Genomic DNA, 23,920 nt, shown 5'->3' with positions numbered 1-23,920 from the left:
CAGGGGATCGCGGCGAAGACCGGTCAGGGGGTCGCGATCTTGTTCAATCGGAAGTCGTCGACGCGGCCGAGGGGGGCGTCGGCGATCTCGCCCTTTTCCACCAGCTTCTCGCGCAGGCTCTTGCCGTTGCCCTTGATGGCGGCGCCGCCGAGCAGCGCGGTGCCGCCGTCGAGTGCCGGATCGGCGAGGCTGATCGGCTGTGTCTTGGTGATTTCCGTGTCTTCCGCCGGCGCGGTCACGACGAGGTCCTTGAGGTCGCCCTGCAGGCCGGGGCCGTCGGCGGCGGCATCGCCCAGCACGCGGCGGATTTCCTTTTCCACATAGAAGGCGAGCTTGCGCTTGCCGGCCTTGGTGAAGTTGATGCCGTCGGAGCCGCGCAGGCGCACCTGCTGGCCGTTGATGTCCGAGCCGGAGATGACGAACTTGCCGTTCTCGTCGACGAACCCGTCCCAGATATCGACGAATTCGCCGCCGGCCTTCTCGACGCCGGCACGATAGATATTGTTGAGCGTCGTCATGTCGGCCGTCATGGCCGACGACTGGAAGGCGGGCATGCCGATCCACATCATCGGCTTGCCGCCGTCGCGGGCGAGCATCGCCAGGCGTTCGACGCGCGCCTCGTATTCCCTGGTCCAGGCCTCGGAGCGGAACTTTTCCTTCTCCCCGGCCACCGACATCTGCTGGCGGTCGTTGGCGCCGATGCTGAGGACGACGAGGGCGGGCTTGGTTTCCGCGATCAGGCCGGGCAGGGAGGCCGGCCAGTTGTAATAATCCTCGCGCACGATGCCGGAGGAGCCGTTGGTGCGGCGCTCGACGACGATGCCGGGCGTTGCCTCGAAGGCGGCGACCAGGCCCTCGCCGAGGCTGCCGGCGATGAAGTCGCCGACGACGAGCACGACCTTGGCGTCCGGCAGTTTCTCGATCGCCGCCGGCTCCGGCTTGGTGGCCACCGTGGTCGCCTGCTTTTTCTTGCGCGTGACGGTGCGCGGCTTCTTGATCTGCGGCTCGGGTGCGACCTCCTCCTGCTTCGGCTTGCCGAAGAGCAGCTCCAGGATGGTCTTGCGTTCCTTGCGCTGCTGTGCGCCGGCGGGAAGGGCGGTCACCACGACGCTCACCCCCGCCACAAGGGCAAGGCCGAGGCGCACAATCCGCATGGTCGTCGTCGTGCTCATCGCGAGGGCTCCCGTCTTGTCCACGACCCTGCCGGATCCCGGTGGCGGCATGATGGCAAATGCGGGGCCCAAGGGAAAGCCCGGCAGCAAAAGGGGCGCCGGAGCGCCCCTGTTCGTCCTTGTCAGGCGGTTTAGCGGCGCAGCGCGCGCAGCAGCTGCTGGCTCGGCTCGCCATCGGCGGCAAGGCCCATGCGGTTCTGGAAGGCCTGGATGGCGGCCTTGGAACCGGAGCCGAAATTGCCGTCGACCTCGCCCTCGTAATAGCCGAGCTCCTTGAGACGGGTCTGCAGCTCGAACTTTTCCGTGATGTCGAGCGCGCCGTCCGGGCGCGGCCAGCGCTGCTTGACGCCGCTGTAGCCGGCGAGCTGGTCGGCCAGCATGCCGACTCCCATGGCGTAGGAGTCCGATGCGTTGTAGCGCTTGATGACGAAGAAGTTCTTGGTCATCAGGAAGCCGGGGCCGCCATTGGCCGGCAGCTTCAGCTCGGCGCGGTCGGCGCCGTTCTTGAAGCCGCTGCCGTTCGGGCGCGTGAAGCCGAGCTTCGCCCACTGGGCAAGCGTCTTCGTCTGGCCCGAATACTTGCTGCCGCCCTTCGGCACGACGATCTCGTAGCCCCAGGTCTTGCCCGACTGCCAGCCGTTCTTGGCAAGCAGGTTCGCCGCGGTCGCCAGCGCGTCCGGCACCGAGGTCCAGATGTCGCGATGGCCGTTGCCGTCCGCGTCGACGGCGTAGATCATGTAGCTCGTCGGGATGAACTGGGTGTGGCCCATGGCGCCGGCCCAGGATCCGGTCATCTTGCCAGCCGCGATGTCGCCGCGCTGGATGATCTTCAGCGCCGCGATCAGCTGCGTGCGTGCGTATTTCGCGCGCTTCTTGTCGGCATAGGCGAGCGTTGCCAGCGCCCGCGGCACATAGTGCAGCCGGTCGTCCTTCTCCAGCACCGCGCCATAGTTCGATTCCATCGACCAGATGGCGAGCAGGATGTTGCGGTCGACGCCGAAATGCCGCTCGACGGCTGCAAGCGTGCGGGCATGTTTCGCGGCCATCTCCCGGCCGACGCGCACCGTGTAAGGATTGACGCGCGAATCGAGATAGTCCCAGATCTTGTGCTTGAATTCCGGCTGGTAGGCGGCCTTTTCAAGGACATCCGGATCGGGTGTCTTGACGCCGGAAAACGCCTTCTGGTAGGTCGATTTGCTGATGCCGGCTTCGGATGCCGTCGCGTAGAAATCGGCGATCCACTGCTGGAAGCGGGCGTCCGCACGGGCAGCGGTGGCCTGGGCGAACAGCCCGGCCGACAGGAGGAGAGTGAGCGCGGATCGGCGCAGAACGGTTTTCAGATTCTGTGTCATCAGCTGTCGTGTCCGTTTCTCAAATTTCGGTACGATGGCGTGGAACCACCGGCTGAACGCAAAACTTATAAAAACGAAGTCAACAAATTCTTTACCATCAAACTTTTGCCCCGTCTTCCTTCGCAAAAAAGTCTTCCTTTGCAAAAAAATAGCAATTGGCTTCTATTCCGGCACACATACGGCCCGGCCATGAGGGCGACGGGCGCAACGAGGTGAATATGTCGCAGGCACGCAAGGTTCGCAAAGCAGTCTTCCCAGTGGCCGGTCTCGGCACCCGCTTCCTTCCGGCCACCAAGGCCGTGCCGAAGGAAATGCTGACCGTCGTGGACAAGCCCGTCATCCAGTATGTGGTGGACGAGGCGCTGGACGCCGGCATCGAGCACCTGATCTTCGTGACGGGCCGGTCCAAGGCGGTCATCGAGGACTATTTCGACATCCAGGTCGAGCTGGAGCAGACGCTGCGCCAGCGCAACAAGACCGCGGAGCTGACGCTGCTCGAAAGCATCCTGCCGGTCGCCGGCTCGACGAGCTTCACCCGCCAGCAGGAGCCGCTTGGCCTCGGCCATGCCGTCTGGTGCGCCCGCGAGCTGGTCGGCAACGAACCCTTCGCGCTGCTTCTGCCTGATATGATCATGAAGGCGGAAAAGGGTTGCATGAAGGGCATGGTGGAGCTTTTCGAGCACAGCGGCGCCAACATCGTCGCCGTCGAGGAATGCGCGCCCGACCAGGCGCACAAATACGGTATCGTCGGCGTCGGCGAGACGATCGGCGAGGGGTTTGCCATCACCAAAATGGTCGAGAAGCCGGCGCCGGGCAGCGCGCCGTCCAACTTCTTCATCAACGGCCGCTATATCCTCCAGCCGGAAATCTTCCCGATCCTCTCCACGCAGGAGCGTGGCGCCGGCAACGAGATCCAGCTCACCGACGCCATGGTGAAACTTGCGGGCAGCCAGAAATTCGCCGCCTACCACTTCCGCGGCGAGACCTATGACTGCGGCGCCAAGGACGGCTTCATCCTCGCCAATATCGCCTTCGCGCTGGCGCGGGCGGATATCCGCCCGACCGTCGAAGGGCCGCTGAAGGAACTCGTCGCCAAGCTGAAATAGGGTTCAGCGGCGCAGGACGAGACCGATGCCGGCGCGCGTGATGCCGGTGTCGGTGCCGCGCGACGGGCGGGTCAGTTCGTAGGACACGTCGCCGGTGAGGGCGAGCCAGCGGTTGAGGTCCCAGGTAAGGCTCGTGCCGACACGGTAGACATTCTGGTCGGCGCCGCCGGAAGAGGAGAAATCCCGCCAGGTATAGGCGCCGCTCAGCCGGGCGACGAGGTTTTCGCGCAGCTCATGCGTCAGTTCGGCGGTGGTCGCGTAGTCGACGTAGCCGCTTTGCCCGGCGGTGGTCGACGGCTCGATCTGCGTGCCGAGGCCGAGCCGGAGCTCCGTGCCGCGCTGCGGTGACCAGATGACCGAACCGTCGAGCGTCAGAGCCGCGATCGATTTCAGGCGGCTGTCGTCGAAGGCGGCCCGCTTGTAGCCCATGCCGAGATCGCCGCGCAGCTTTTCGCCAAGATCGATCTCCACGCCGGCACGGCCGCCCAGTGTCGAGCTCGAGCGCTCGTAACCGAGCGAATCGCGCTTCTCGTCATAGATCGAACGGGCGATGGAGGCCTCGAGATAGGGGATCAGTGCCGGCGACAGCTCGAAGCCGATGCGCCCCGTCAGGGTGCCTTCCGTGAAGTTGCGGTCGGAAAGGCGCAGCTTCGCGCCGTTTGCGAGCTTTGCCGAGCCGTAGACCTCGCGCTCGATTTCGGCGCCGATCATGCCGCGGATCGCACCGAAATCGCGCTGGACGCGCGCGCCGGCGGTAAAGCCGTGCACGCCCGACTGGGCGCTCGCGCCGTCGATGGCGTTGGGATCGCTGGAATCCTCGCGCTCGAAACTGTAGCCGGCGGTGAGATTGGCGATCGTGTCGTCGCTGAGGTCGAGGCGCAGGTCGCTGTTGATGCGTGCCTGTGGCTCCGTCTCTCCCGTGCCGCTGATATTACGCTGGTAGATGCCCTCGGCGTCGATGGTCAGCTGGTGGCGCGACCAGTCGGATGTCAGCACGCCGCGAAAGCCGGTCTGGGAATAGGTGCGGCTCGTCGTGCCGCCGGATTTCGTGCGTTCGTGCCCCAGGCTCTGGGTGATCGAGGGCCTGAGCACGAATGTGCCGACGCGGATGCCGGTCGGCTGGTAGGGGTCGCCGAAATCGCTTCTTGCCGCTTCGGTGCTGCCTTCGCGCAGGTTCAGCCGCTCGCCTTCGCGTTCGGTGCGGCGGATGGCCGCGTTGCCGTCCACCGCCTCGGAGAGCGCCTCGGCCTGGTCGCCGGTGAGGGCAGGCCCGGTCCATGCCGCCGTTTCGGTTCCCGGCAGCGTCGCGTCGGCAGCGTACCCGGTGTTGCGGACGAGAGGGTCGAGCGGCTCCTGGAATGTCGGCGTCTCGTTCGCCACCCGCTGCTGGGCGAAGGCGGGTGCGGCGGCAAGCACCGTGCCGGCAAGCAGAAGATTGGCCAGATGCCATGACAGGCGGGGCAGTCTTGCCCCGCGATCCTTTGCCTTTTCTTCTGCCATGACTGCGGCCCGCGAACCTTTCGATTTCCTAAGCGAACGTAAACCGTTGTGGTTAACGCTTGGTTGCCGGGCCGCAAAGTCACTCGCCGTAACAATCTGCGTTCTTTCGTGCATGGACAGAGGAATGCAAAAGCGCTAACGAGGCGCATGATCAAAAGACAGGCAAAAGTTGACAGTGCCGGCGCCATCGCCTCGGCGATCCGCACCGTTGAAACGGAAATGGCCGGCCTTACCGCCCTCTCCGCGGCGCTCGAGGGACGGCTCTTCGACGCGTTTTGCGAGGCTGTCCGTCTTATCGGTGATATCAGCGGCCGCGTCATCGTGACCGGCATCGGCAAGTCGGGGCATATCGGTGCGAAGATCGCCGCGACCTTCGCCTCCACCGGCACCCCGTCCTTCTTCGTCCACCCCGTGGAGGCCAATCACGGCGATCTCGGCATGATCGGCCGCGACGACGTGATCCTTGCCATGTCCTGGAGCGGCGAAAGCGCCGAACTGCAGGGCATCATCAACTATTCCCGCCGCTTCTCCATTCCGCTGATCGCCATCACCTCCGGCGAGCGCTCGGCCCTTGCCCGCGAGGCGGATACCGTGCTGCTGCTGCCGAAGGAGCAGGAAGCCTGCCCGCATGGCCTTGCGCCCACCACCTCCACGCTGATGCAGCTTGCCCTCGGCGATGCGCTCGCGGTTGCGCTGCTGGAAGCGCGCGGTTTCACCGCCACCGACTTCAAGACCTTCCATCCCGGCGGCAAGCTGGGTGCCAGCCTTTCGCATGTCGGCGATATCATGCACAGCGGCGAGAACATGCCGCTCGTCGCGCTCGGCACGTCGATGCCGGATGCCGTCCTGCTCTTGTCGCAAAAGCGCTATGGCTGTGTCGGCGTCGTCAATGACGAAGGGATTCTCGTCGGCATCGTCACGGACGGCGACATCGCGCGCAACCTGTCGCGCAACCTTGCCGAACTCACCGTCGACGAAATCATGACGCGGGCGCCCAAGACGGTGAAGCCGACGACGCTGGCGACCGCCGCGCTCGGCCTGCTCAATCAGTACAACATTTCCGCGCTGATCGTCACCGACGAGACCTTCCGCCCCGTCGGCGTCGTGCATTTCCACGATCTGCTGCGCATCGGCGTGGCCTGATCCGCGCATTCCACGGCTCATAGCAAAAACCCGCATTTCTTCGAGATGCGGGGTTTTGATTCATAGCATTTCCGCTTTTCCGCGAATCGCGAAAACGCTCTAATTTTTTATTTTAACGCAATTCCGGACGCAAAACCGCTTCGCACTCCTGCTGGATTGCTTTAGACGGCCTCGACGATCAGATCGCGGCCGTTGCTGGCCGTGACGCGCACACGGGCGCCGACCGGCAGGTCGGGTCCCTGCACGCTCCACATCGTATCATCGAGGCGGATGCGGCCGCGGCCCTCGCTGATCGGCTGCTCCAGCGTCGCGGTACGGCCGACGAGGCTCTGGCCGCGCTGGTTGAGATGCGGCTGGTCGGAAGCCGGGCCACGCGCGCTGACGATGCGGCGGCCGATCACCACGGCGACCAGGGAAAGCACCGCGAAGAGCAGCCATTGCACATGCCAGGTCCAGAATGCCGATTCCCATAGCAGCAGCGAGAGGGCGCCGGTGACGATCGCCGCGATACCGATCCAGACGAGGAAGACGCCGGGCATCAGCACCTCGAGGATGAGGAGCACGATGCCGAGCACCCACCAGGCCCAGGGGCCGAGTTCCGTGACGATGCGCTGGATCATGCTCAGCTTCCCTGCGGCGGGGTTTCGAACGGGTTGCGGAAGGCCGGTGTCGAGGCGGTCGTGGTTGTCGTGGCGGGCGTCGACTGGCGTGTGCGGGGCGTGCTCGCCACCTGCGCGCCGCCGCCATTGCCGAAGACCTCCCTGGCGATCGCGCCGATGCCGCCGAGCGAACCGATGAGCGACGAAGCCTCCATCGGCATCAGCACGATCTTCGAGTTCGGCGCCTTGCCGATCGCGGCCATGGCCTCGGTATATTTCTGCGCGACGAAGTAGTTGATCGCCTGCACGTCACCCGCCGCGATGGCCTCCGAGACCATCTTCGTCGCCTTGGCTTCGGCCTCGGCAAGGCGTTCGCGTGCCTCGGCGTCGCGGAAGGCGGCTTCGCGCTGGCCCTCGGCCTCGAGGATGGCGGACTGCTTGGCGCCTTCCGCGCGCAGGATCTGTGCGTTGCGCGACCCCTCCGCTTCCAGCACCTGCGCGCGCTTTTCGCGCTCGGCCTTCATCTGCCGCGCCATGGAATCGACGAGATCCTTCGGCGGCGCGATGTCCTTGATCTCGACGCGGGTGATCTTCACGCCCCAGGGATTGGCCGCCTCGTCGACGACGCGCAGCAGCTGGTCGTTGATCTTGTCGCGGTTGGAGAGCAGTTCGTCGAGGTCCATCGAGCCCATGACCGAGCGGATGTTGGTCATGGTGAGGTTGATGATGGCGTGTTCGAGATTGGCGACCTGATAGGCGGCCTGGGCGGGGTTCAGCACCTGGTAGAAGGCGACGGCATCGGAGGCGACGCTGGCATTGTCGCGGGTGATGACCTCCTGGGTCGGGATGTCGAGCACCTGCTCCATCACGTTCATCTTCGCGCCGATGCGGTCGATGAAGGGGATGATGAGGTTGAGGCCGGGGTCCAGCGTGCGCGTGTAGCGGCCGAAGCGTTCCACCGTGTACTGATACCCCTGCGGGATCGTCTTGATCCCGGCAAAGAGGATCAGGATGACCAGCACAACGAGGGCGATGACGACGATATCCAGTCCGGCCAGATCCATAGTTCTTCTCTCCATCAGACAATGCGGCGCGGCGCCACTTTAAGGAATACGGCCCGCGACGCCAGTCTATTTGGACGAAGGCAAGATTTATCCGGGATCAGACCCAGCCGGAAAGCTCCCGGCGCACGACCTTTTCCAGCACCGCCATGCCCTCGGGCGAATCGTTGAGACAGGGGATGTGCGCGAATTTCTCGCCGCCATTGTGCAGGAAGCTCTCGGCCGCCTGCTCGGCGATCTCCTCCAGCGTCTCCAGGCAGTCGGAGACGAAGCCGGGATTGACGACGGCGATGCGCTTGATGCCTTCCTGTGCCAGCTTTTCCACGGTCTTGTCCGTATAGGGCTGGAGCCATTCCTCCGGCCCGAAGCGGGACTGGAAGGTGACGACGAGCTTTTCCTTCGACCAGCCGAGCCGTTCGCGCAGGAGCCGCGCCGTCTTCTGGCACTGGCAGTAATAGGGGTCGCCCTTGTCGAAATAGCTCTTGGGAATGCCGTGGAAGGAGGTGAGCACCCGCTCCGGCTCCCAGTCGAGCGTCGCCAGGTGCTTTTCGATCGAGACGGCAAGCGCGTCGATATAGACCGGGTCGTCGTGATAGGGGGGCACGGTGCGCAGGGCCGGCTGCCAGCGCATCTTCAGGAGTGCCTCGAAGGCCTTGTCGTTGACGGTCGCCGTCGTCGCCGCCGCATATTGCGGATAGAGCGGGAAGACGAGGACGCGTTCGCAGCCGGCCTTCTGCAGGTATTCCATGCGCGAGGCGATGGAGGGCTGGCCGTAGCGCATCGCCCAGTCGATGACGACGTCCGGATGATCGGAGAAGGACTGCGCCATCAGTTGGGCCTGGCTGCGCGTATAGGTGCGCAGGAAGCTCTCGTTCTTCTCCTTGTTCCAGATCGTCTCATAGGCCTTGCCGACCTTGCCGGGGCGGGTGTTGAGCACGATGCCGAAAAGGATCGGGTACCAGGCGATCCGCGGCCATTCGATGACGCGCTTGTCGGTCAGGAATTCCTTGAGGTAGCGGCGCATCGAGGTGTAGTCGGTGCCGTCGGGGGTGCCGAGATTGACCAGCAGCACACCGACCTTGCCGTTCTTGACGGGCGCGTGGTCGGCGGGCTTGGCGGCGATGTCCTGCATGGTGCGGTCCTCAGCGTGCGGGGTGTCGTTCATTACTTTGCGGCTTTGTCTTCTTGCAGGTTCGGACGCAAGGCCGCGATGCACGTTCGCGGCAATTGCTCCGTGCGGCGGACGCCGGTTGGCTCAGAATCGTTCTAAAAAGAAATGCCGGCCCGGAAAAGCCCGGACCGGCAGAAATAGTGGAGACAAATTGTCCTTATTTGGTCGGGATGGACAGCTCCGTGCCGACATGCAGAGCCCGCGGCCGCGGATTGCCGTTGGCTTCCGCGATCTTGCGCCACAGCGTGCCGTCGCCATAGGCGGCCTTGGCGATATCCCAAAGCGTATCGCCGCGGACGATGACATGCGTGCCGCCGGCCGTGACCGTCGCGGTTTCAGTCGTCGTGGTCGTGGCGGCGGTGCCAGTCGCGGCCTCGCCGGAGGTTGCCGTGTCTTCCGCCGACTTGGCGGCCGTATCCGTCGCGGGCGCCGTCTCGCTCGTGTCGGTCCCAGTCCCGGTCCCGGTGGTTGCCGGGGTCTCGACGACCGTGGCATCGGCAACTTCCGTGATGCGGCCATCCGTATAGGGCTGGTAGGGGCGGTGCGCGGCAAGATAGTCGGCGACGACCAGCTCGAGGTTCGGGCCGAAATCGTAGGCGTTCATGCCGGCCGTGGCGAAGACCGAATAACCGTCACCGCCGGCGCGCATGTAGTTGTTCGAGGCGATGCCGTAGGTCTTGGCCGGGTCGAGCGGCACGAAGGCGTCACCCTCCTTCACTTCGACCGAGACGACGCGGCTGCCGGCCGGCTTCGACTTGTCGAAGGAATACTTCATGCCGGAGACCTGCGGGAAACGGCCGGCGCCTTCCTCGATCTGGCCGAGGCCGTTTTCAAGGGCGGCGACAAGATCCGAACCCTTGAGCTGGAAGGTCGCGACCGTGTTCTGGAAGGGCAGCACCGACAGCACCTCGCCCATGGAGACCGGGCCGCCGTCGATGGAGGCGCGCAGGCCCCCGCCATTGGTGATGGCGATCGTCATGCCCTGGCTCTTCGTGCGGTCGAGGATCGCGTCGGCCACCAGGTTGCCCATGGCGCATTCGGCGGCGCGGCAAACCTCGCGCGAGCCGTCGATCGGTGCGGCGCTCTCGGCGACGATCTTGTTCTTCAGCTCCTCGATCGGGCCGCCGAGCTCCTTGATGCGGGCGAGCACGGCCTCGTCGGGCTTGATGGAGGAATCGATCAGCACCGGCTCGCCGGAGGATTCCTTCACGACGCCCGCATCGTCGAACACGACCTTGAGATTGCCGAGATACTTGGAATAGGCCGCAGCCTGTACGACGGGCACCTTGTAGCCGCCGGGATTGTCGACCAGCGTCGGATAGGGGCCTTCCGCCTTGTCCGAGGTGTTGGAGAGGAACGTGTTCGTATGGCCGCCGACCACCACGTCCACGTCGGGGATTTTGGCGATGGCCGCAAGGTCGCGCGGGTAACCGACATGGGTCAGCGCGATGATCTTGTTGACGCCCTCTTTCTTCAGCTCGCCGATCGCTGCCGTGATGTCGGCGACGTCGTCGCCGATCAGGACATTCGGGCCGGGCGAGGAGAGTTCCGCCGTGTCGTTCGCCACCGCCCCGACGATGCCGATCTTCTGGCCGCCCTGGTCGAGCACGATGAAGGATTTTATGCGGTCGCCGATCTTCGAGCTCGCGCTGGCGGCGACGTTCGCGGTGACGACCGGGAACGCGACCTTGTCGAGGAAGGTGGCGAGGCCGTCCTCGCTGTCGTCGAATTCATGGTTACCGACGGTCATGGCGTCGAACTTCATGAGGTTGAGGAACTCGGCCTCCACGGCCCCCTTGTAGGTGGTGTAGAAGAGCGATCCCTGGAAATTGTCGCCGGCATTGAGCAGCAGCACGTTCTTGCCGGCCAGCGCCTGGCGCTGGGTGTCGATCGCGGTCTTCAGGCGTGCCACGCCGCCGAAGCACTCGCCCTTGCCTTCCTCTTCGGCCGAGCAGGTCGAATCGAACTTGTTGATCGCCTCGATGCGCGAATGCAGGTCATTGATATGCAGGATGTTCAGCTCGTAATCGGCAAGCGCCGAGCCGCTGGAGAGCGCGATGATGGAGGCGGCCAGGAGGCCGGATCGGAAAAACGTCATGGTCCTCTTCTCCTTGTTTGCCCGCGACGGCGCGGGAGGGCTGTCCGCTTCGCGGGGAGGCGCGAGACATGACAGCCGGCCGGCGGATGTTTTCACCGGTCGCGGGCGAGTTCAAGCGAAAAGACGAAGGGCCCAAGGCCATGCATGTTTATGCGCCGAAACGAAAAAAGGGCCTTGCGGCCCTTTCCGTCGGCAGCGCTTGCGCTCAGGCGCGGCGGGCGAGCGAGAACTGCGCCCCTTCGGCGGTCGTGCAGTTCAGCTGGCGCTGGCTGACCAGCGCGCAATTGACCTTGGACTGGGTGTTGCGCACCAGCGAGGTCATGTTGATCTCGACCAGCGTCGGTGAGGTGTTGATATAGGTGCCCGAGGCGAGGAGCTGGTTCGTGTCGGTCGTGCGCGTCGTGAACGTGCCGCCCTGGAAGGTGGAGACGATGCCGTTCGGGTCCACCCAGGCGCCTTCGACACCCTGCGGCACGGGGCGCTGCGCCACCGGCAAATCGCGCGGCGCGCGCTCGGACTGGCACGAGGCAAGCGCGACGGCGGCGGTCAGCAGGCTGAGGACTGTGATCGGCTTCATATGGGTCTCCCAGGGTCACGGCGGCGCGAACCACCCGTCCAATTCGGCGAACCATGCCGCGAAGAGGCGTCGAAAGCAAGACGCGCCGCCGGGGCAAGGGGCATTATCCCATTGAAAGCGTTTCAGACCCGCTGGCAAGTCCGCCAAACCTCTCCTGCGTCGTGCTCGGCCTTGAGCCGGGGATGACGACGGCGGGTGGGGCGAGGGTCGTCATCAAATCGAGACGCCCGCGGCCTGGCCGCGGGCGTCGCGCATTTCAGTTCAAAGGCCGGTTCAGCGGACCAGGATGTTCTTGAACTGCCACGGATCCTTCGTGTCGAGGTCTTCCGGGAAGAGGCCCGGGCGGCCGTCGAGCGGGGTCCAGTCGGTATAGTGGCCTTCCACCGGGCCGAGATAAGGCGTCTGCACTTCCAGGCACCGCTTGTAGTCGACCTCGTCGGCTTCCACGATGCCGGCCTTGGGGTTTTCCAGCGCCCAGACCATGCCGGCGAGCACGGCCGAGGTCACCTGCAGGCCGGTGGCGTTCTGGTAGGGCGCGAGGCGGCGGGTTTCGTCCAGCGAAAGGCGCGAGCCGTACCAGTACGCGTTCTTGTCGTGGCCGTAGAGCAGCACGCCGAGTTCGTCGACGCCGTCGACCAGTTCGTTCTCGTCGAGAACGTGCAGCACCGGCTGCTGGTGGCCGCCATTGCCGAACATCTCGTGCAGCGAGAGCACGGCGTCGTTGGCCGGGTGATAGGCGTAGTGGCTGGTCGGGCGGTAGGTGACGTGGCCGTCCTTGTCACGCACCGTGAAGAAGTCGGCGATCGAGATCGACTCGTTGTGGGTGACGAGGAAGCCGTATTGCGGGCCGGGCGTCGGGCACCAGGAGCGCACGCGCGTGTTGGCGCCGGGCTGCTCCAGGTAGATCGCGGCCTTGCAGCCCTTCTTGTGCTTCTTGGCGTTCTTCGGCATCCAGTTCTCGTGGGTGCCCCAGCCGAGTTCGGCCGGCTGCAGGCCTTCCGAGATGAAGCCCTCGACCGACCAGGTGTTCCAGAAGGTGTTGAACGGCTTCGGGTTCCTGGTGCGCTGGGTGTCGCGTTCGGCGATGTGCACGCCCTTGACGCCGACCTTCTTCATCAGCTTGGCCCAGCCTTCGCGGTCGTCCTGCGCGGGTTCCTCGAACTTGATGCCGAGGTCCCTGGCAAGGTTCAGCAGCGCCTGCTTGACGAACCAGGAAACCATGCCGGGATTGGCGCCGCAGGTGGAAACGGCCGTCGTGCCGCCGGGGTGCTTTTCCTTCTCCTTGCGGATGGTTTCGCGCAGCGCATAGTTGGTGCGGTCGGCGTTCTTCATGCCCTTGTCGAAGTAGAAGCCGAGCCAGGGTTCGACGACGGTGTCGATATAGAGAACGTCGAGCTTGCGGCAGAGCTTGATGAGGTCGAGCGAGCCGGTATCGACGGAGAGATTGACGCAGAAGCCCTGGCCGTTGCCTTCCGTGAGCAGCGGCTTCAGGAGCTCCTTGTAATTCTCCTTGGTGACGTGCGCCTTGATGTGACGCACGCCGTGGCGGGCGTAAATCTCCGTGTCGGCGGCGTCTTCGCGCGGCTCGATGACGATCAGCCGGTTCCGGTCATACTTGAAGTGGCGCTCGATCAGCGGCAGCGTGCCGCGCCCGATGGAGCCGAAACCGATCATCACGATCGGGCCGGTGATCTCGCCATAAACCGGATAGGTGCTGTCTGCCATTTGGTTCTCCTGCGGACGGCCGCTTTTGCTGTAAAATCAGGGTCTCGACGGGCCCCATAGCATAATATGGCAGCGCTAGAGCACAGTTTTCTGTCACAATAAAGGGTGGCTGCGGTTTTCCGTCGTGATATTCTTAACCGGCCGCAACCGCCCGCAATTCCGCCACCAGCGCCGCCCTTTTCGCGGCAAGGCCCTTGTAGGTCGCCTGGGGCAGGTTCAACGCTTCGAGCTGGTCGGCGAAGACGGTCGCGATCCTCTGCGCCTCAGGCAGCGTGCGCAGCGCCGCGAGCGGATCGGTGTAGATGCGGATGGTGAAGAGGATGTCGCCGGAGACCGGCAGCTTGCGCAGGGTCTGGCGCTCGACGCGGGCGAAGGTGGTTTCGAGCGACAACGCGTGCCCTTCAGGCAGGGCGCCATGCGCCTTGGATGCCGGATAGTGCAGGTCGGCGTCCGGGTTGATCGACCAGTTGAAACGGAAGACCGGCTGCTCGACCTTGAGATTGTCGAACATGCGGTTGATCAGGAGGGCATTGCGCGTGCCCTCGCCGAAATCCGGCACGGGCGCGTGGATATCCTCCATCCGCCGGCCGAACTTTTCCGGCAGCGACCAGGAGGAGGGGAAGGCGACGTAACCGGCGACGAGCCGCCAGCCGCTGTCGTCGCGGCGCATCAGCACGAGGTCGTCCTGCACCAGCCCGCCGGCGGTGACGAGCGGGGCGTCGGCGGTGTCGAGGTGGACGGTGCGCGTGCCGGCGACGATCGTTGATCCTTCACGGCGATAGAAGGACGGATGCTGGGCCGTGATGTGTCCTGCGAGGAGTTCGAGAACTTCCCGCTGCGCTTCGCGCGTCCCGGCCTCTTCCACGAAGACGATGTCGGGACAGTCAGCGATCAGCCGATCCTTTTCGAGAAGGTAGCACTCCAGGTCGCCGTCCGGCTCGATCCAGCGAGCGGGATCGAGCGGGCCGAGGCCGATGGTGAAGAGGCGGGCGGAGCCGTCATAGGGCGTATAGACCGGCTGCTTCATGTCAGTTCGCCCCAGATCAGCCCGCGCAGGGAGTTGCCGACGAAGGCCGTGCCTTCGGCAAGGTCTTTCGGCCTGAGGATTTCTTCGACCGCCTTGCCCGTCTCCAGCAATTCGTCCCGCAGCACGCCCGCGAGCAGGCCCGAGGCGAGCGGCGGCGTCTTGAGGATGCCGGTGCCGTCGTCGAGGAAAAGCGAGGTGATGGTGCCTTCGCAAAGTTCGCCGCGCTCGTTGAGGAGGATCACCTCCTCCGCTTCCGTTGCGGGAACCTCGGCGCGTGCTGCGGTGTAGACCGAGCGGCGGGATGTCTTGTGGCGGAGCAGCGGGTCGGCCGAGGCAAGCCGGGTGGCGGCGATCTTCAGGCGCCACCTCGCATCCGGCGCGAGAGGGGTAAAGGGGGCCGTCTGTATGTCGATCCGGCCGTCAGGGAAAAGTTCGAGGCGAATGCGGAGAGGGGTGCCTTGCGGGCTACCCCCCTCTGCCCTGCCGGGCATCTCCCCCGCAAGGGGGGAGATCGGTGGGGGGGCTGATCCTTGCTCCGATGCAGCGCTGGCGGTGGGCGAAACGCCGCTCCATCCAATCTCCCCCCTTGCGGGGGAGATGCCCGGCAGGGCAGAGGGGGGTAGCGCAGCGAACAAAGCCTGCTCCGCCCCCTCGCTTCCCGCCAATCCAAGCGCCGCGGCCGAGCGCGCGAGCCGCGCCAGATGCCGCTCCAGCCGCACGAAGCCGGCGGCGGGCTCCCAGCGCAGGGTCTCGATCAGCGAGATATCCATTGATCACCCACCGCAAAGCGCGCCTTCAGCAGGCATTCGTCATATTCCGCCTCGGCGGTCGAATCGAAGACGATGCCGCCGCCGACATTGAAGACCGCCTCGCCGCCGTCGAAGATCGAGATCGTGCGGATCGCCACGTTGAAGCGCATCGTTCCATCCGGGGCGATCAGGCCGATCGCGCCGCAATAGGCATCACGCGGGCCGTCCTCCAGGTCGTGCAGGATCTTCATGGCGCTCATCTTCGGCGCGCCGGTGATCGAGCCGCAGGGGAAGAGGGCGGCGAAGATGTCGCGGATCGAGAGGCCGGGCGTGAGTTTCGCCCGCACATGGCTCACCATCTGGTGCACGGTCGGATAGGTCTCGACGGCGAAGAGCTTCGGCACATGAAGCGTGCCCACCTCGGTGATGCGCGAGATGTCGTTGCGCAAGAGGTCGACGATCATGCGGTTTTCCGCCTGCGACTTCGGATCGGCCTGCATGGCGGCGATGATCCTTGCATCCTCCGCCGCAGTGCCGCCGCGCGGCGCGGTGCCCTTCATCGGATGCGTCTCGATCCAGCCGTCCCTGTCGACATCGAAGAAGAGTTCCGGCGAGCGGGAAAGGAGAAGCGGCCCGTCGAGCGAGACGAAAGCGCCGTAGCGCACCGGCTGGCGCTCGATCAGCGACCAGAAGGCGGCGAGCGGATCCCCGGTCCAGCGGGCGCGGATCGGCATGGTGAGGTTCGCCTGGTAACAGTCGCCCTGCCTCAGATGCCGGTGCAGGCGGTCGAAGCGGTCGCGGTAGGTCTCGAAATCCCAGCCGGCTTTCGGCTCGGTCAGGAACGGTTCGTTCTCGGTGCGCTGGCGGGGTTTTGCCAGCGGGTGGCCGTCCGCCGGCTTCTCGAAAATGCCGAAGCTCATCAGCGGCGTCGGGCGGTTGTCCACCGCGAAGGGCGCGAGCTTCTCCTCGAAGAGATGGCCGGCCTCGTAGCTCATGAAGCCGGCGATCCAGTGCCCCTTCGCGTGTGCCGCCTGCAAGGCCGCGAAGGCGTGCTCGAAGCCGGCGCGCTCGCGCACGGTGACGACGGCGAGCGGATCGGCGAAAACCACCGTCCGGTCCTCACGGTCGTCCCTGAGGAGCACAAAGCGTTCGCGGTCGGTCATGCGCGGCTTCTTCTTTTAAGGTCAGGCCCTATCAAGCGCTTCCAGCTCGTCGATCAGCCCTTCGATCATCGACAGTCCCTTGCTCCAGAACGACGGATCGCTCGCATCGAGGCCGAACGGCTTCAGGAGTTCGGAATGGTGCTTGGTGCCGCCGGCCTTGAGCAGGTCGAAATACTTTTCTTGAAAGCCGGCCTCCGCTTGGCTGTAGACGGCGTAGAGCGAGTTCACCAGGCAATCACCGAAGGCATAGGCGTAGACGTAGAAGGGCGAATGGATGAAGTGGGGAATATAGGCCCAATAGGTCTCGTAGCCTTCCGAAATCCGGATCGCCGGGCCGAGGCTTTCCTCCTGCACGGAGAGCCAGAGTTCGCCGATCCGGTCGGACGTGAGCTCCCCTTCCTTGCGGGCGGTGTGCACCTTGCGCTCGAATTCGTAGAAGGCGATCTGGCGCACGACCGTGTTGATCATGTCCTCGACCTTCTGGGCGAGCATCGCCTTGCGCTCGCGCTTGTCCTTCGTCTTGTCGAGCAGGCTGCGGAAGGTCAGCATCTCGCCGAAGACGGAGGCCGTCTCGGCAAGCGTCAGCGGCGTCGACGCCATCAGCGCGCCCTGGCCGCCGGCCAGCACCTGATGCACACCGTGGCCGAGTTCGTGGGCGAGCGTCATCACGTCGCGCGGCTTGCCCATATAGTTGACCAGCACATAGGGGTGCGCGGAGGGCACCGTCGGATGGGCGAAGGCGCCCGGTGCCTTGCCAGGGCGCACCGGCGCATCGATCCAGCCCTTGTCGAAGAATTTTTGGGCGATATCGGCCATTTCCGGCGCGAAGGCGCTGTAGGCGGAGAGCACGGTGTCGCGCGCTTCGTTCCACGATATGATGGCATCGGGTGTCTCGGGAAGGGGCGCGTTGCGATCCCAGTAGTTCATCTGCTCCATTCCGAGCCACTTCGCCTTCATCGCATAATAGCGGTGGGAGAGGCGCGGATAGGCTTCGCGCACCGCTTCCGCGAGCGCCGCGACGACTTCGGGCTCGACGCGGTTGGCAAGGTGCCGGCTGTCGGCGATGTCGGAAAAGCCGCGCCAGCGGTCGGAGATTTCCTTGTCCTTGGCCAGCGTGTTGGTGATCAGCGTGAAGGTGCGGATATTGTCCCTGAAGGTTTTCGCCAATGCCTCGGCGGCCTTGCGGCGGTCGTCCGGGTTCGGCGACTGGAGCTGGTTGAGGGCGATTTCCAGCGGAACCTCCTCGCCGTCGATCGTGTAGCGGAGCGATGCCATCGTCTCGTCGAAGAGCCGGTTCCAGGCCGCAGCGCCGGTCATCGATTTTTCGAGGAAGAGCTGTTCCGTCTTGTCGTCGAGCTGGTAGGGCTTGTCCTTGCGCAGGTCCTCGATCCAGGGGCGATAATGCGCCGCAAGGGCGTCATTCACCAGCGCCGCCTCGATGCGCTCGTCCGCTATCCTGTTGAGTTCAAGCGAGAAAAACAGAAGATGCGCGCCAAGGTCGGTCAGCTTCGACTGCACGTCGCCGTAGAACTTGCCGTTGGCCGGATCGGTCGTGTTGGTGAAATAGGTGAGGCCCGCGAACGAGATGAGGCGGCCCATCACATCTTCCAGCGCCTCGAATTCGCGCACGGCCGCGCCGATGCCCTCGTCGCCGGTCTTTTCCGTCGCGGCGTCCAGCTTGCCCTTCCACTTCGCCTCGAAGGCGAGCGCGTCCGCCTCGGCCTTCTTCATGTCGCCCTGGAATTCCGGGGAAGCCTCCGAGGGATAGAGATCTGCGAGGTTCCAGCCGGGAAGATCGCCCAGCGCGGCGGCTGCGGCGGCGTCGGCCGGCGCGAGGGCGATGCGGGGGGCTTGGAAATGTCGGGTCATCGTCTGTCTCTCTTCCAGATGGGCGGATCGGCCCCTTGCTTGCGTCGGCAATGGTTAAAATGCAAGTCTTTCTCAAAACGGCATGTTCAACCCTTTCTGCCATGGTCCCCTGGTGTTGAGTTCCCTAGGGCGTGCATGACGCGCGCCTTCAGGCAAGGAGGTTCCAGTGACGGCCCATATTCTTGTCATCGACGACGATCCTGTCCAGCGCAGGCTGTTGAAGAACATGATCGAGCGCTCCGGCCATGTCGCCCATATGGCGGAAAACGGCCGTGCGGGCCTCGATCTGCTCGATCGCAAGGGCGGCCTGATCAATGTGATCCTGCTCGACCTGATGATGCCGGAAATGAACGGCTCGGCCTTCCTCGATGCGCTCGCCGAGCGGGAGAACACCATTCCCGTCATCGTGCAGACGGGTCAGGGCGGCATCGAGACGGTCGTCATGGCGATGCGCGCCGGCGCCTTCGATTTCGTGGTGAAACCGGTCTCGCCGGAACGCCTCAACGTCGCCGTCGGCAATGCGCTGAAGATGGACCAGCGGGAAGGCCGCGGCCGGGGCGGGCGCCGCCACCGCAGCGAGGCCGTGCATTTCGACGACATCGTTTCGGCGAGCCCGGAAATGCTGCGCGTCATCGAGCTTGGCCGCCGCGCTGCCCAGTCGAACATTCCGGTGGTGCTGGAAGGCGAATCGGGCGTCGGCAAGGAAATGGTCGCGCGCGCCATCCAGGCGGCGAGCGACCGGGCGCAGAAACCCTTCGTCACCGTCAATTGCGGGGCGATCCCGCACAATCTCGTCGAAAGCATCCTGTTCGGCCACGAGAAGGGCGCCTTCACCGGCGCGACGGAGCGCCATACCGGCAAATTCATGGAGGCCGACGGCGGCACGCTGTTCCTCGACGAAATCGGCGACCTGCCGCTCGACGTGCAGGTGAAATTGTTGCGCGCGGTGCAACAGGGCGAGATCGAGACCATTGGCGCGCGGTTCCCCCAGAAGGTGAACGTCCGCCTCATTTCGGCGACCAATCGCGACCTCATCAACGAGGTGCGCGAGGGCCGCTTCCGCGAGGATCTTTATTATCGCCTCAACGTCTTCCCGGTGACGATCCCGGCGCTGCGCAAGCGCAAGGAGGATATCCCGGTTCTGGTGCGCGCTTTCGTGCAGCGTTTTGCCGGCGAGCAGAAACTCGCCCGCCCGCTTGGCGTTTCCGCCGGGGCGATGGCGTTGCTGACGGCCTATGACTGGCCGGGCAACATCCGCCAGCTCGAAAACGCCATCTTCCGCGCCGTGGTGCTTTCGGAGGGGGCGGAACTCACCGCCGCCGATTTCCCGCAGATCGCCGCGCAGGTGCCGGGCTATGGCCTTGCCGAGGACGGCGCCGTCACCTGGGAGGCGGCGAGCGTCCGCACCCCGGAACCGGCCGCGGAAAGCCGCCTGCCGAGCGTCTATCCGGATTTCCGCCCGAGCGAATCAGTCGCCGATCCAACCCCGGAAAACGCCATCGCCAGCGTCGACAAGGGCGGCCATGTGCGCAAGCTGGCCGATGTGGAAGAGGAGCTGATCCGCTTCGCCTTGAAATTTTATCATGGCCAGATGAGCCAAGTTGCCCGCAAATTGGGCATCGGCCGCTCGACTCTTTATCGCAAACTGAAGGATTATGGCATCGACCCGGACGACCCGTTGAAAGAAGCTGCGTAAAAACCCTTGGAATCCCGGCCACTTGCGATTTCTCGATTGCCGTTTATTCCCTGTTAGTGGATTGTTCACTATAACGGGTGCGCGACGACGAGTGTGGCGTATTTGCCATGCTCTCACCGCAATTGGCAGTCATCTGGGATAACGGACGTTCGTTGTCCTTCGGACGGGGAAAGAGTTGGCAAATTTGTTCGCATCGATGAAGCGCCCCGGGGCATCCCTGGGCAGCCTCTGCAAGACAGTGTTGCAAAAGCTGCCCAAGGCTTTGACCACGGCTGTGCTGTCTGCCGCCCTCATCCTGCCCACGGCCATTCCCGCGACGGTCCAGGCCGAGAGCGGCAATCGCACGCTGAAGCTCTATTTCATCCACACCAAGGAAAAGGCCGAGATCACCTTCAAGCGCAACGGGCGCTATGATGCGCGCGGCCTGAAGCAGATCAACCAGTTCCTGCGCGACTGGCGCCGCAACGAGCCGACGAAGATGGATCCGCGGCTCCTCGACCTCGTATGGGAAGTCTACCAGAAGGTCGGCGCCAAGGGCTACATCAACGTCGTTTCCGCCTATCGCTCGCCGGCGACGAACGGCATGCTGCGCTCGCGCTCCAAGGGTGTCGCCAAGAAGAGCCAGCACATGCTCGGCAAGGCGATGGACTTCTACATTCCGGGCGTCAAGCTCGCGACGCTGCGCGCCACCGCCATGAAATTCCAGGTCGGCGGCGTCGGCTATTATCCGACCTCCGGTTCGCCCTTCGTGCATCTCGACGTCGGCAGCGTGCGCGCCTGGCCGCGCATGAGCCGGCAGGAACTCGCCCGCCTCTTCCCTGACGGCAAGACCATGCACGTTCCGACCGACGGCAAGCCGCTGCCGGGCTACCAGCAGGCGGTTGCCGACTACAAGCGCCGGGTCGGCGCAGACACGATCCAGGTGGCCGGTGGCGGCTCCACCCCGGCGGCGTCCAAGCGCAAGGGCGGGTTCCTCGCGGCCCTCTTCGGCGGCGGCGGCGACGAGGATGAAGAACCCGAAATGATCGCCAGCAGCGCCACCATCGCCGACAACTTCGATGAAGGCGGTTCGGGCGCAGGCGCGAAGGCGAAGGTTGCCGAAGAGAAGAAGCCGGTCGTCGCGGAAGCCGAGACGGAACTTGCCTTCACCGCGCCGGTGCCGGGCAGCCGCCCTGCCTTCAAGGCTGCCGAGACGAGCGAGCTTGCCCTTGTCGCGCCGACGACGAGCGGTGCGGTCGCAGCGCTCGAAGCGGCGACGGCCGAGGAGCAGAAGCCTGAATTCGAGGATCTTGCTGCCTACAAGATTCCGCTTCCCGTCCTGCTCGGTGCACGCACCGAACCCGGCGATGCGGAGCCGGGCGCGGTCATGACGGCCGAAGCGGCCGTCGAGGATGCTGAAGAACTGGCCATGGTTCCGGTGCCGGGCCTGCGCCCCGAGGTCTCGCTTGACCAGACGCAGACCGCGCTGATGGCCGCTGCGGAAGCCGACGTCGCGCTGCCGACGGCTGCGGACCGCACCGGCCTTGCCGCGCTTGCCGATCCGACGACGGACGGCACTGTCGGCAATCCGGTCGAGATGGCGGCGCTCGTCTCCACCAATGCCGGCGGCACGCGTTCGCTGGCGGGGCTCGATGCCTTCGACGGCAAGCCGACGGAAGAGTCGACCTCCAAGGGCGGGCGCCCGAAGAAGAAGGATGCCGATGCGGCGAGCCGCGGTGCCATCCGCACCGAGCCGAAGCTGACGCAGAAGATCATCTCGCAATGGGCGTTGACCCAGGGCCGTGTCGCGACGCTCTCGAAGCCCGTCAAGGCGCCGCGCTTCGTCAGCCGCACGCTGCGCGCCGCGCCGACGACCGTCTACATGGCCGGCTTCCAGCCGGAGGGGCATGCGTCGGTCGATGCCGGCCGCTTCAGCGGAACCGCCGTCAACTTCATGGAAGTGCGCAAGTTCCAGAGCGCCGAGAACTGAGATTTGGGTTCATTCCTAAAAAAACCCGCCGGAGTGATCCGGCGGGTTTTTTGTCTTCTGACCTTGCCTCCCCTCCGTCGTCATCCTCGGGCTTGACCCGAGCATGACGAAAGCGAGGGAAGCGCATCACGCGTCCGGCGGCAGCTCGACCATGCCGAGGGCCTGGAGATAGGTGTCGAGGATGGCCTCCTGCTCCATGCGCTCGTCCTTGTCCTGCTTGCGGATCTGGATGACCTTGCGCAGGATCTTGGTGTCGAAGCCGACGCCCTTGGCCTCGCCATAGACGTCCTTGATGTCGTCGGCGATGGTTTTCTTTTCTTCCTCGAGGCGCTCGATCCGCTCGATGAACGCGCGAAGCTGGTCGCGGGCGACGCCGTGGGCATCCGACATGGTCTTCTCCTTGGATGGGATAAAATTCGAAGGCCGTGACTTGCCGCGAACTTCCGGCAAGATCAAGGCCTGTCCCGCCATTTTCACGGGGGTAAGGCTCATTCCTTCGGGCGGTTCACCTCGAAGGCCGCCTTCTGCGCCTCGCTCGCCTCGCGCTGATGGCGCGCGCGCCATTCCTCATAGGGCATGCCGTAGACGATCTCGCGGGAGGCCTCCTTGTCGAGCGGCACGCCTGCCGCGTTCGCTGCCTCGCGATACCAGTTCGACAGGCAGTTGCGGCAGAAGCCGGCAAGATTCATCAGGTCGATGTTCTGCACGTCGCTGCGCTCGCGAAGATGCTCGAGGAGGCGCCGGAAGGCGGCCGCCTCGAACTCGGTCTGCTGTTCCTTGCTCAGGTCGGTCATCGTCTTGGCCTCAATAGGGTCCCGTGCGGGAGGGGAATACGGTATAGGTGTGCAGCGTCTCGTCTGCATTCAACCGGGCGAAGATCGGCGCAAGCCGTTCCACCCAGCGGGCGATGCCCGCTGCATCGCCGATCTCGTCCTGGCGGATTTCGATGAGGGCATGGGGGATGCCGGGTTTCATGCAATGGCGGAACATCGTGTCGCCGCGCAGCGCCCCGTCATAGGGTTCGTTGTTGCCCACCACGACGTCGCCGGGCGCTTCGAGCTCGGCCAGCAGCGGGCGGACGGCGCGCGGGTCGCTGTCCCACAGCACCGTCACCTGCCAGGGCCTGGCGACACCCTTCCAGGCCGGCGTGAAGGAATGCATGGAGAGGACGAGCGGCGCCTTGCCGGTTCTGTCGGCGACGGCGCCGATCGTCCGGGACACGGCATCGTGATAGGGGCGATGGAAGGTCTCCAGCCGGTACTGCCATTCTTCGGGCGCGATCGGGTGGTTGCCCGGCACGATCGCGCCGTCGGAGATGCGCATCACCAGGGTCGGATCGTCCTCGCCGCGGTTGGGGTCGATCAGGAGACGGGAGAAGCGGCTCATGACGACCGGCGCGTTCAGCCGGGCATGAAGGCCGCGCACCAGGCCCTCGACGCCGATATCGTAGGCGATGTGGCGTTGGAAGGCGCTCTCCGGCAGGCCGAGGCGGCCGTAGCGTTCCGGCAGGCGATTGGTGGCGTGGTCCGCCAGGATGACGAGTCCGAGACCGAGATCGCCGTCGATGATTTCGAAGGGGGCGTGATCCTGCATGCCTTTAGCCGAATGTGCATCGCTCATGCCGACTGATCGCATGGGGCGATCGCGCCTGCAAGGTTCGCAGCCCTGCCTTGCGGGAAAGAATCCTTCTCCCGCCGTGAAATTGTAAACGACCGCTGCCCAACTCCGTTGCATCTGAAACGATGCAGCGGAGTTGGGCAGCGATTTCAGATTCCACGGCGCCTTTTGCACGTCGTGAACGACGCGCGGCGCTGTAGTGTTGCGTTGACATTCATGCCCCGCCGTCGCAAGAAAGCGCGAGATCAAATCAACGGAGTTGCATCGGAAGCCGTGAGAGCCAAGAGCCATCGCCCGTTTTTCCCGAAAGCCCGCGGCCTCGCCCA

At 64.8% G+C, this 23,920-nt stretch carries 20 protein-coding genes; 4 read left to right on the top strand and 16 right to left on the bottom strand.

The genetic code is table 11. The annotated features are described in order from the left end of the window. Positions 1-23 precede the first annotated feature (23 nt). On the bottom strand, positions 24-1,172 hold the full coding sequence (locus AABF56_RS14690) for an SGNH/GDSL hydrolase family protein (RefSeq protein WP_272806482.1): 1,149 nt from the start codon (positions 1,170-1,172) through the stop codon (positions 24-26). Positions 1,173-1,303: 131 nt separating this feature from the next. Next, entirely contained in the window at positions 1,304-2,524 is a 1,221-nt protein-coding gene (locus AABF56_RS14685) for a lytic murein transglycosylase (RefSeq protein ID WP_244768285.1), read from the bottom strand. A 218-nt stretch (positions 2,525-2,742) separates the two neighbouring features. Between AABF56_RS14685 and galU the strand changes: the two genes are divergently transcribed. Further along, positions 2,743-3,630 (top strand): UTP--glucose-1-phosphate uridylyltransferase GalU, encoded by an 888-nt coding sequence (gene galU / locus AABF56_RS14680; RefSeq protein ID WP_272806481.1) that lies wholly within the window; start codon positions 2,743-2,745, stop codon positions 3,628-3,630. A gap of 3 nt (positions 3,631-3,633) precedes the next feature. Here the strand turns inward: galU and AABF56_RS14675 are convergent, their stop codons facing one another. After that, on the bottom strand, positions 3,634-5,130 hold the full coding sequence (locus tag AABF56_RS14675; protein WP_272806480.1) for an outer membrane beta-barrel protein: 1,497 nt from the start codon (positions 5,128-5,130) through the stop codon (positions 3,634-3,636). Between the two features lie 147 nt (positions 5,131-5,277). Here AABF56_RS14675 and AABF56_RS14670 point away from each other — a divergent pair, with 147 nt between their 5' ends. Continuing rightward, positions 5,278-6,273 (top strand): KpsF/GutQ family sugar-phosphate isomerase, encoded by a 996-nt coding sequence (locus AABF56_RS14670; protein WP_244768288.1) that lies wholly within the window; start codon positions 5,278-5,280, stop codon positions 6,271-6,273. Between the two features lie 161 nt (positions 6,274-6,434). Here the strand turns inward: AABF56_RS14670 and AABF56_RS14665 are convergent, their stop codons facing one another. From AABF56_RS14665 to AABF56_RS14620, 10 genes are all read right to left on the bottom strand, one after another. Then, on the bottom strand, positions 6,435-6,893 hold the full coding sequence (locus tag AABF56_RS14665; protein WP_244768289.1) for an NfeD family protein: 459 nt from the start codon (positions 6,891-6,893) through the stop codon (positions 6,435-6,437). Positions 6,894-6,895: 2 nt separating this feature from the next. After that, complete coding sequence (locus AABF56_RS14660) at positions 6,896-7,930, bottom strand: SPFH domain-containing protein (RefSeq protein ID WP_272807516.1); 1,035 nt, start codon at positions 7,928-7,930, stop codon at positions 6,896-6,898. Between the two features lie 103 nt (positions 7,931-8,033). Beyond that, positions 8,034-9,065: a ferrochelatase gene (gene hemH / locus AABF56_RS14655; RefSeq protein WP_272806479.1), complete on the bottom strand. Its 1,032-nt coding sequence runs from the start codon at positions 9,063-9,065 to the stop codon at positions 8,034-8,036. A gap of 196 nt (positions 9,066-9,261) precedes the next feature. Further along, positions 9,262-11,202 (bottom strand): 5'-nucleotidase C-terminal domain-containing protein, encoded by a 1,941-nt coding sequence (locus AABF56_RS14650; RefSeq protein WP_272806478.1) that lies wholly within the window; start codon positions 11,200-11,202, stop codon positions 9,262-9,264. A 205-nt stretch (positions 11,203-11,407) separates the two neighbouring features. Then, a complete protein-coding gene (gene omp10 / locus AABF56_RS14645; RefSeq protein ID WP_272806477.1) occupies positions 11,408-11,779 on the bottom strand; it encodes an outer membrane lipoprotein Omp10 in 372 nt (123 codons plus the stop codon). Positions 11,780-12,052: 273 nt separating this feature from the next. Continuing rightward, on the bottom strand, positions 12,053-13,504 hold the full coding sequence (locus AABF56_RS14640; RefSeq protein ID WP_272806476.1) for a homospermidine synthase: 1,452 nt from the start codon (positions 13,502-13,504) through the stop codon (positions 12,053-12,055). Between the two features lie 133 nt (positions 13,505-13,637). Further along, entirely contained in the window at positions 13,638-14,531 is an 894-nt protein-coding gene (locus tag AABF56_RS14635; protein WP_272806475.1) for a heme-dependent oxidative N-demethylase family protein, read from the bottom strand. Continuing rightward, positions 14,528-15,301, bottom strand: coding sequence for an aminotransferase class IV family protein (locus AABF56_RS14630; RefSeq protein ID WP_272806474.1), 774 nt, complete (start codon positions 15,299-15,301; stop codon positions 14,528-14,530). The genes AABF56_RS14635 and AABF56_RS14630 overlap by 4 nt, the downstream gene beginning before the upstream one ends. Then, on the bottom strand, positions 15,286-16,443 hold the full coding sequence (locus tag AABF56_RS14625) for an aminodeoxychorismate synthase component I (protein WP_272806473.1): 1,158 nt from the start codon (positions 16,441-16,443) through the stop codon (positions 15,286-15,288). Before AABF56_RS14625 ends, AABF56_RS14630 begins: the two co-directional genes overlap by 16 nt. Before the next feature lie 21 nt (positions 16,444-16,464). Then, positions 16,465-18,312, bottom strand: a complete 1,848-nt coding sequence (locus tag AABF56_RS14620) for a M3 family oligoendopeptidase (RefSeq protein ID WP_272806472.1) — start codon at positions 18,310-18,312, stop codon at positions 16,465-16,467. 166 nt (positions 18,313-18,478) lie between these two features. Between AABF56_RS14620 and AABF56_RS14615 the strand changes: the two genes are divergently transcribed. Together AABF56_RS14615 and AABF56_RS14610 are read left to right on the top strand one after the other, a co-directional pair. Beyond that, complete coding sequence (locus AABF56_RS14615) at positions 18,479-20,008, top strand: sigma-54-dependent transcriptional regulator (RefSeq protein ID WP_272806471.1); 1,530 nt, start codon at positions 18,479-18,481, stop codon at positions 20,006-20,008. A 175-nt stretch (positions 20,009-20,183) separates the two neighbouring features. Beyond that, complete coding sequence (locus AABF56_RS14610; protein ID WP_443021126.1) at positions 20,184-21,977, top strand: DUF882 domain-containing protein; 1,794 nt, start codon at positions 20,184-20,186, stop codon at positions 21,975-21,977. 126 nt (positions 21,978-22,103) lie between these two features. On the opposite strand, the gene AABF56_RS14605 is transcribed toward AABF56_RS14610, so the two are convergent. From AABF56_RS14605 to AABF56_RS14595, 3 genes are all read right to left on the bottom strand, one after another. Further along, entirely contained in the window at positions 22,104-22,367 is a 264-nt protein-coding gene (locus AABF56_RS14605) for a DUF2312 domain-containing protein (protein ID WP_064331154.1), read from the bottom strand. A 98-nt stretch (positions 22,368-22,465) separates the two neighbouring features. Further along, complete coding sequence (locus tag AABF56_RS14600) at positions 22,466-22,771, bottom strand: DUF1244 domain-containing protein (protein WP_272806470.1); 306 nt, start codon at positions 22,769-22,771, stop codon at positions 22,466-22,468. 10 nt (positions 22,772-22,781) lie between these two features. Continuing rightward, the gene (locus tag AABF56_RS14595) at positions 22,782-23,570 is read right to left on the bottom strand and encodes an N-formylglutamate amidohydrolase (RefSeq protein WP_272806469.1); all 789 of its coding nucleotides are present in this window, start codon (positions 23,568-23,570) and stop codon (positions 22,782-22,784) included. Positions 23,571-23,920: the final 350 nt, after the last annotated feature.

Origin of the sequence: Shinella sp. WSC3-e (genome assembly GCF_945994535.1) — a bacterium.
In the GTDB taxonomy this organism is placed as follows: domain Bacteria; phylum Pseudomonadota; class Alphaproteobacteria; order Rhizobiales; family Rhizobiaceae; genus Shinella; species Shinella yambaruensis.
Note: the sequence above shows the minus strand (reverse complement) of the source record. Positions and strands in the feature narration are given on the sequence as shown.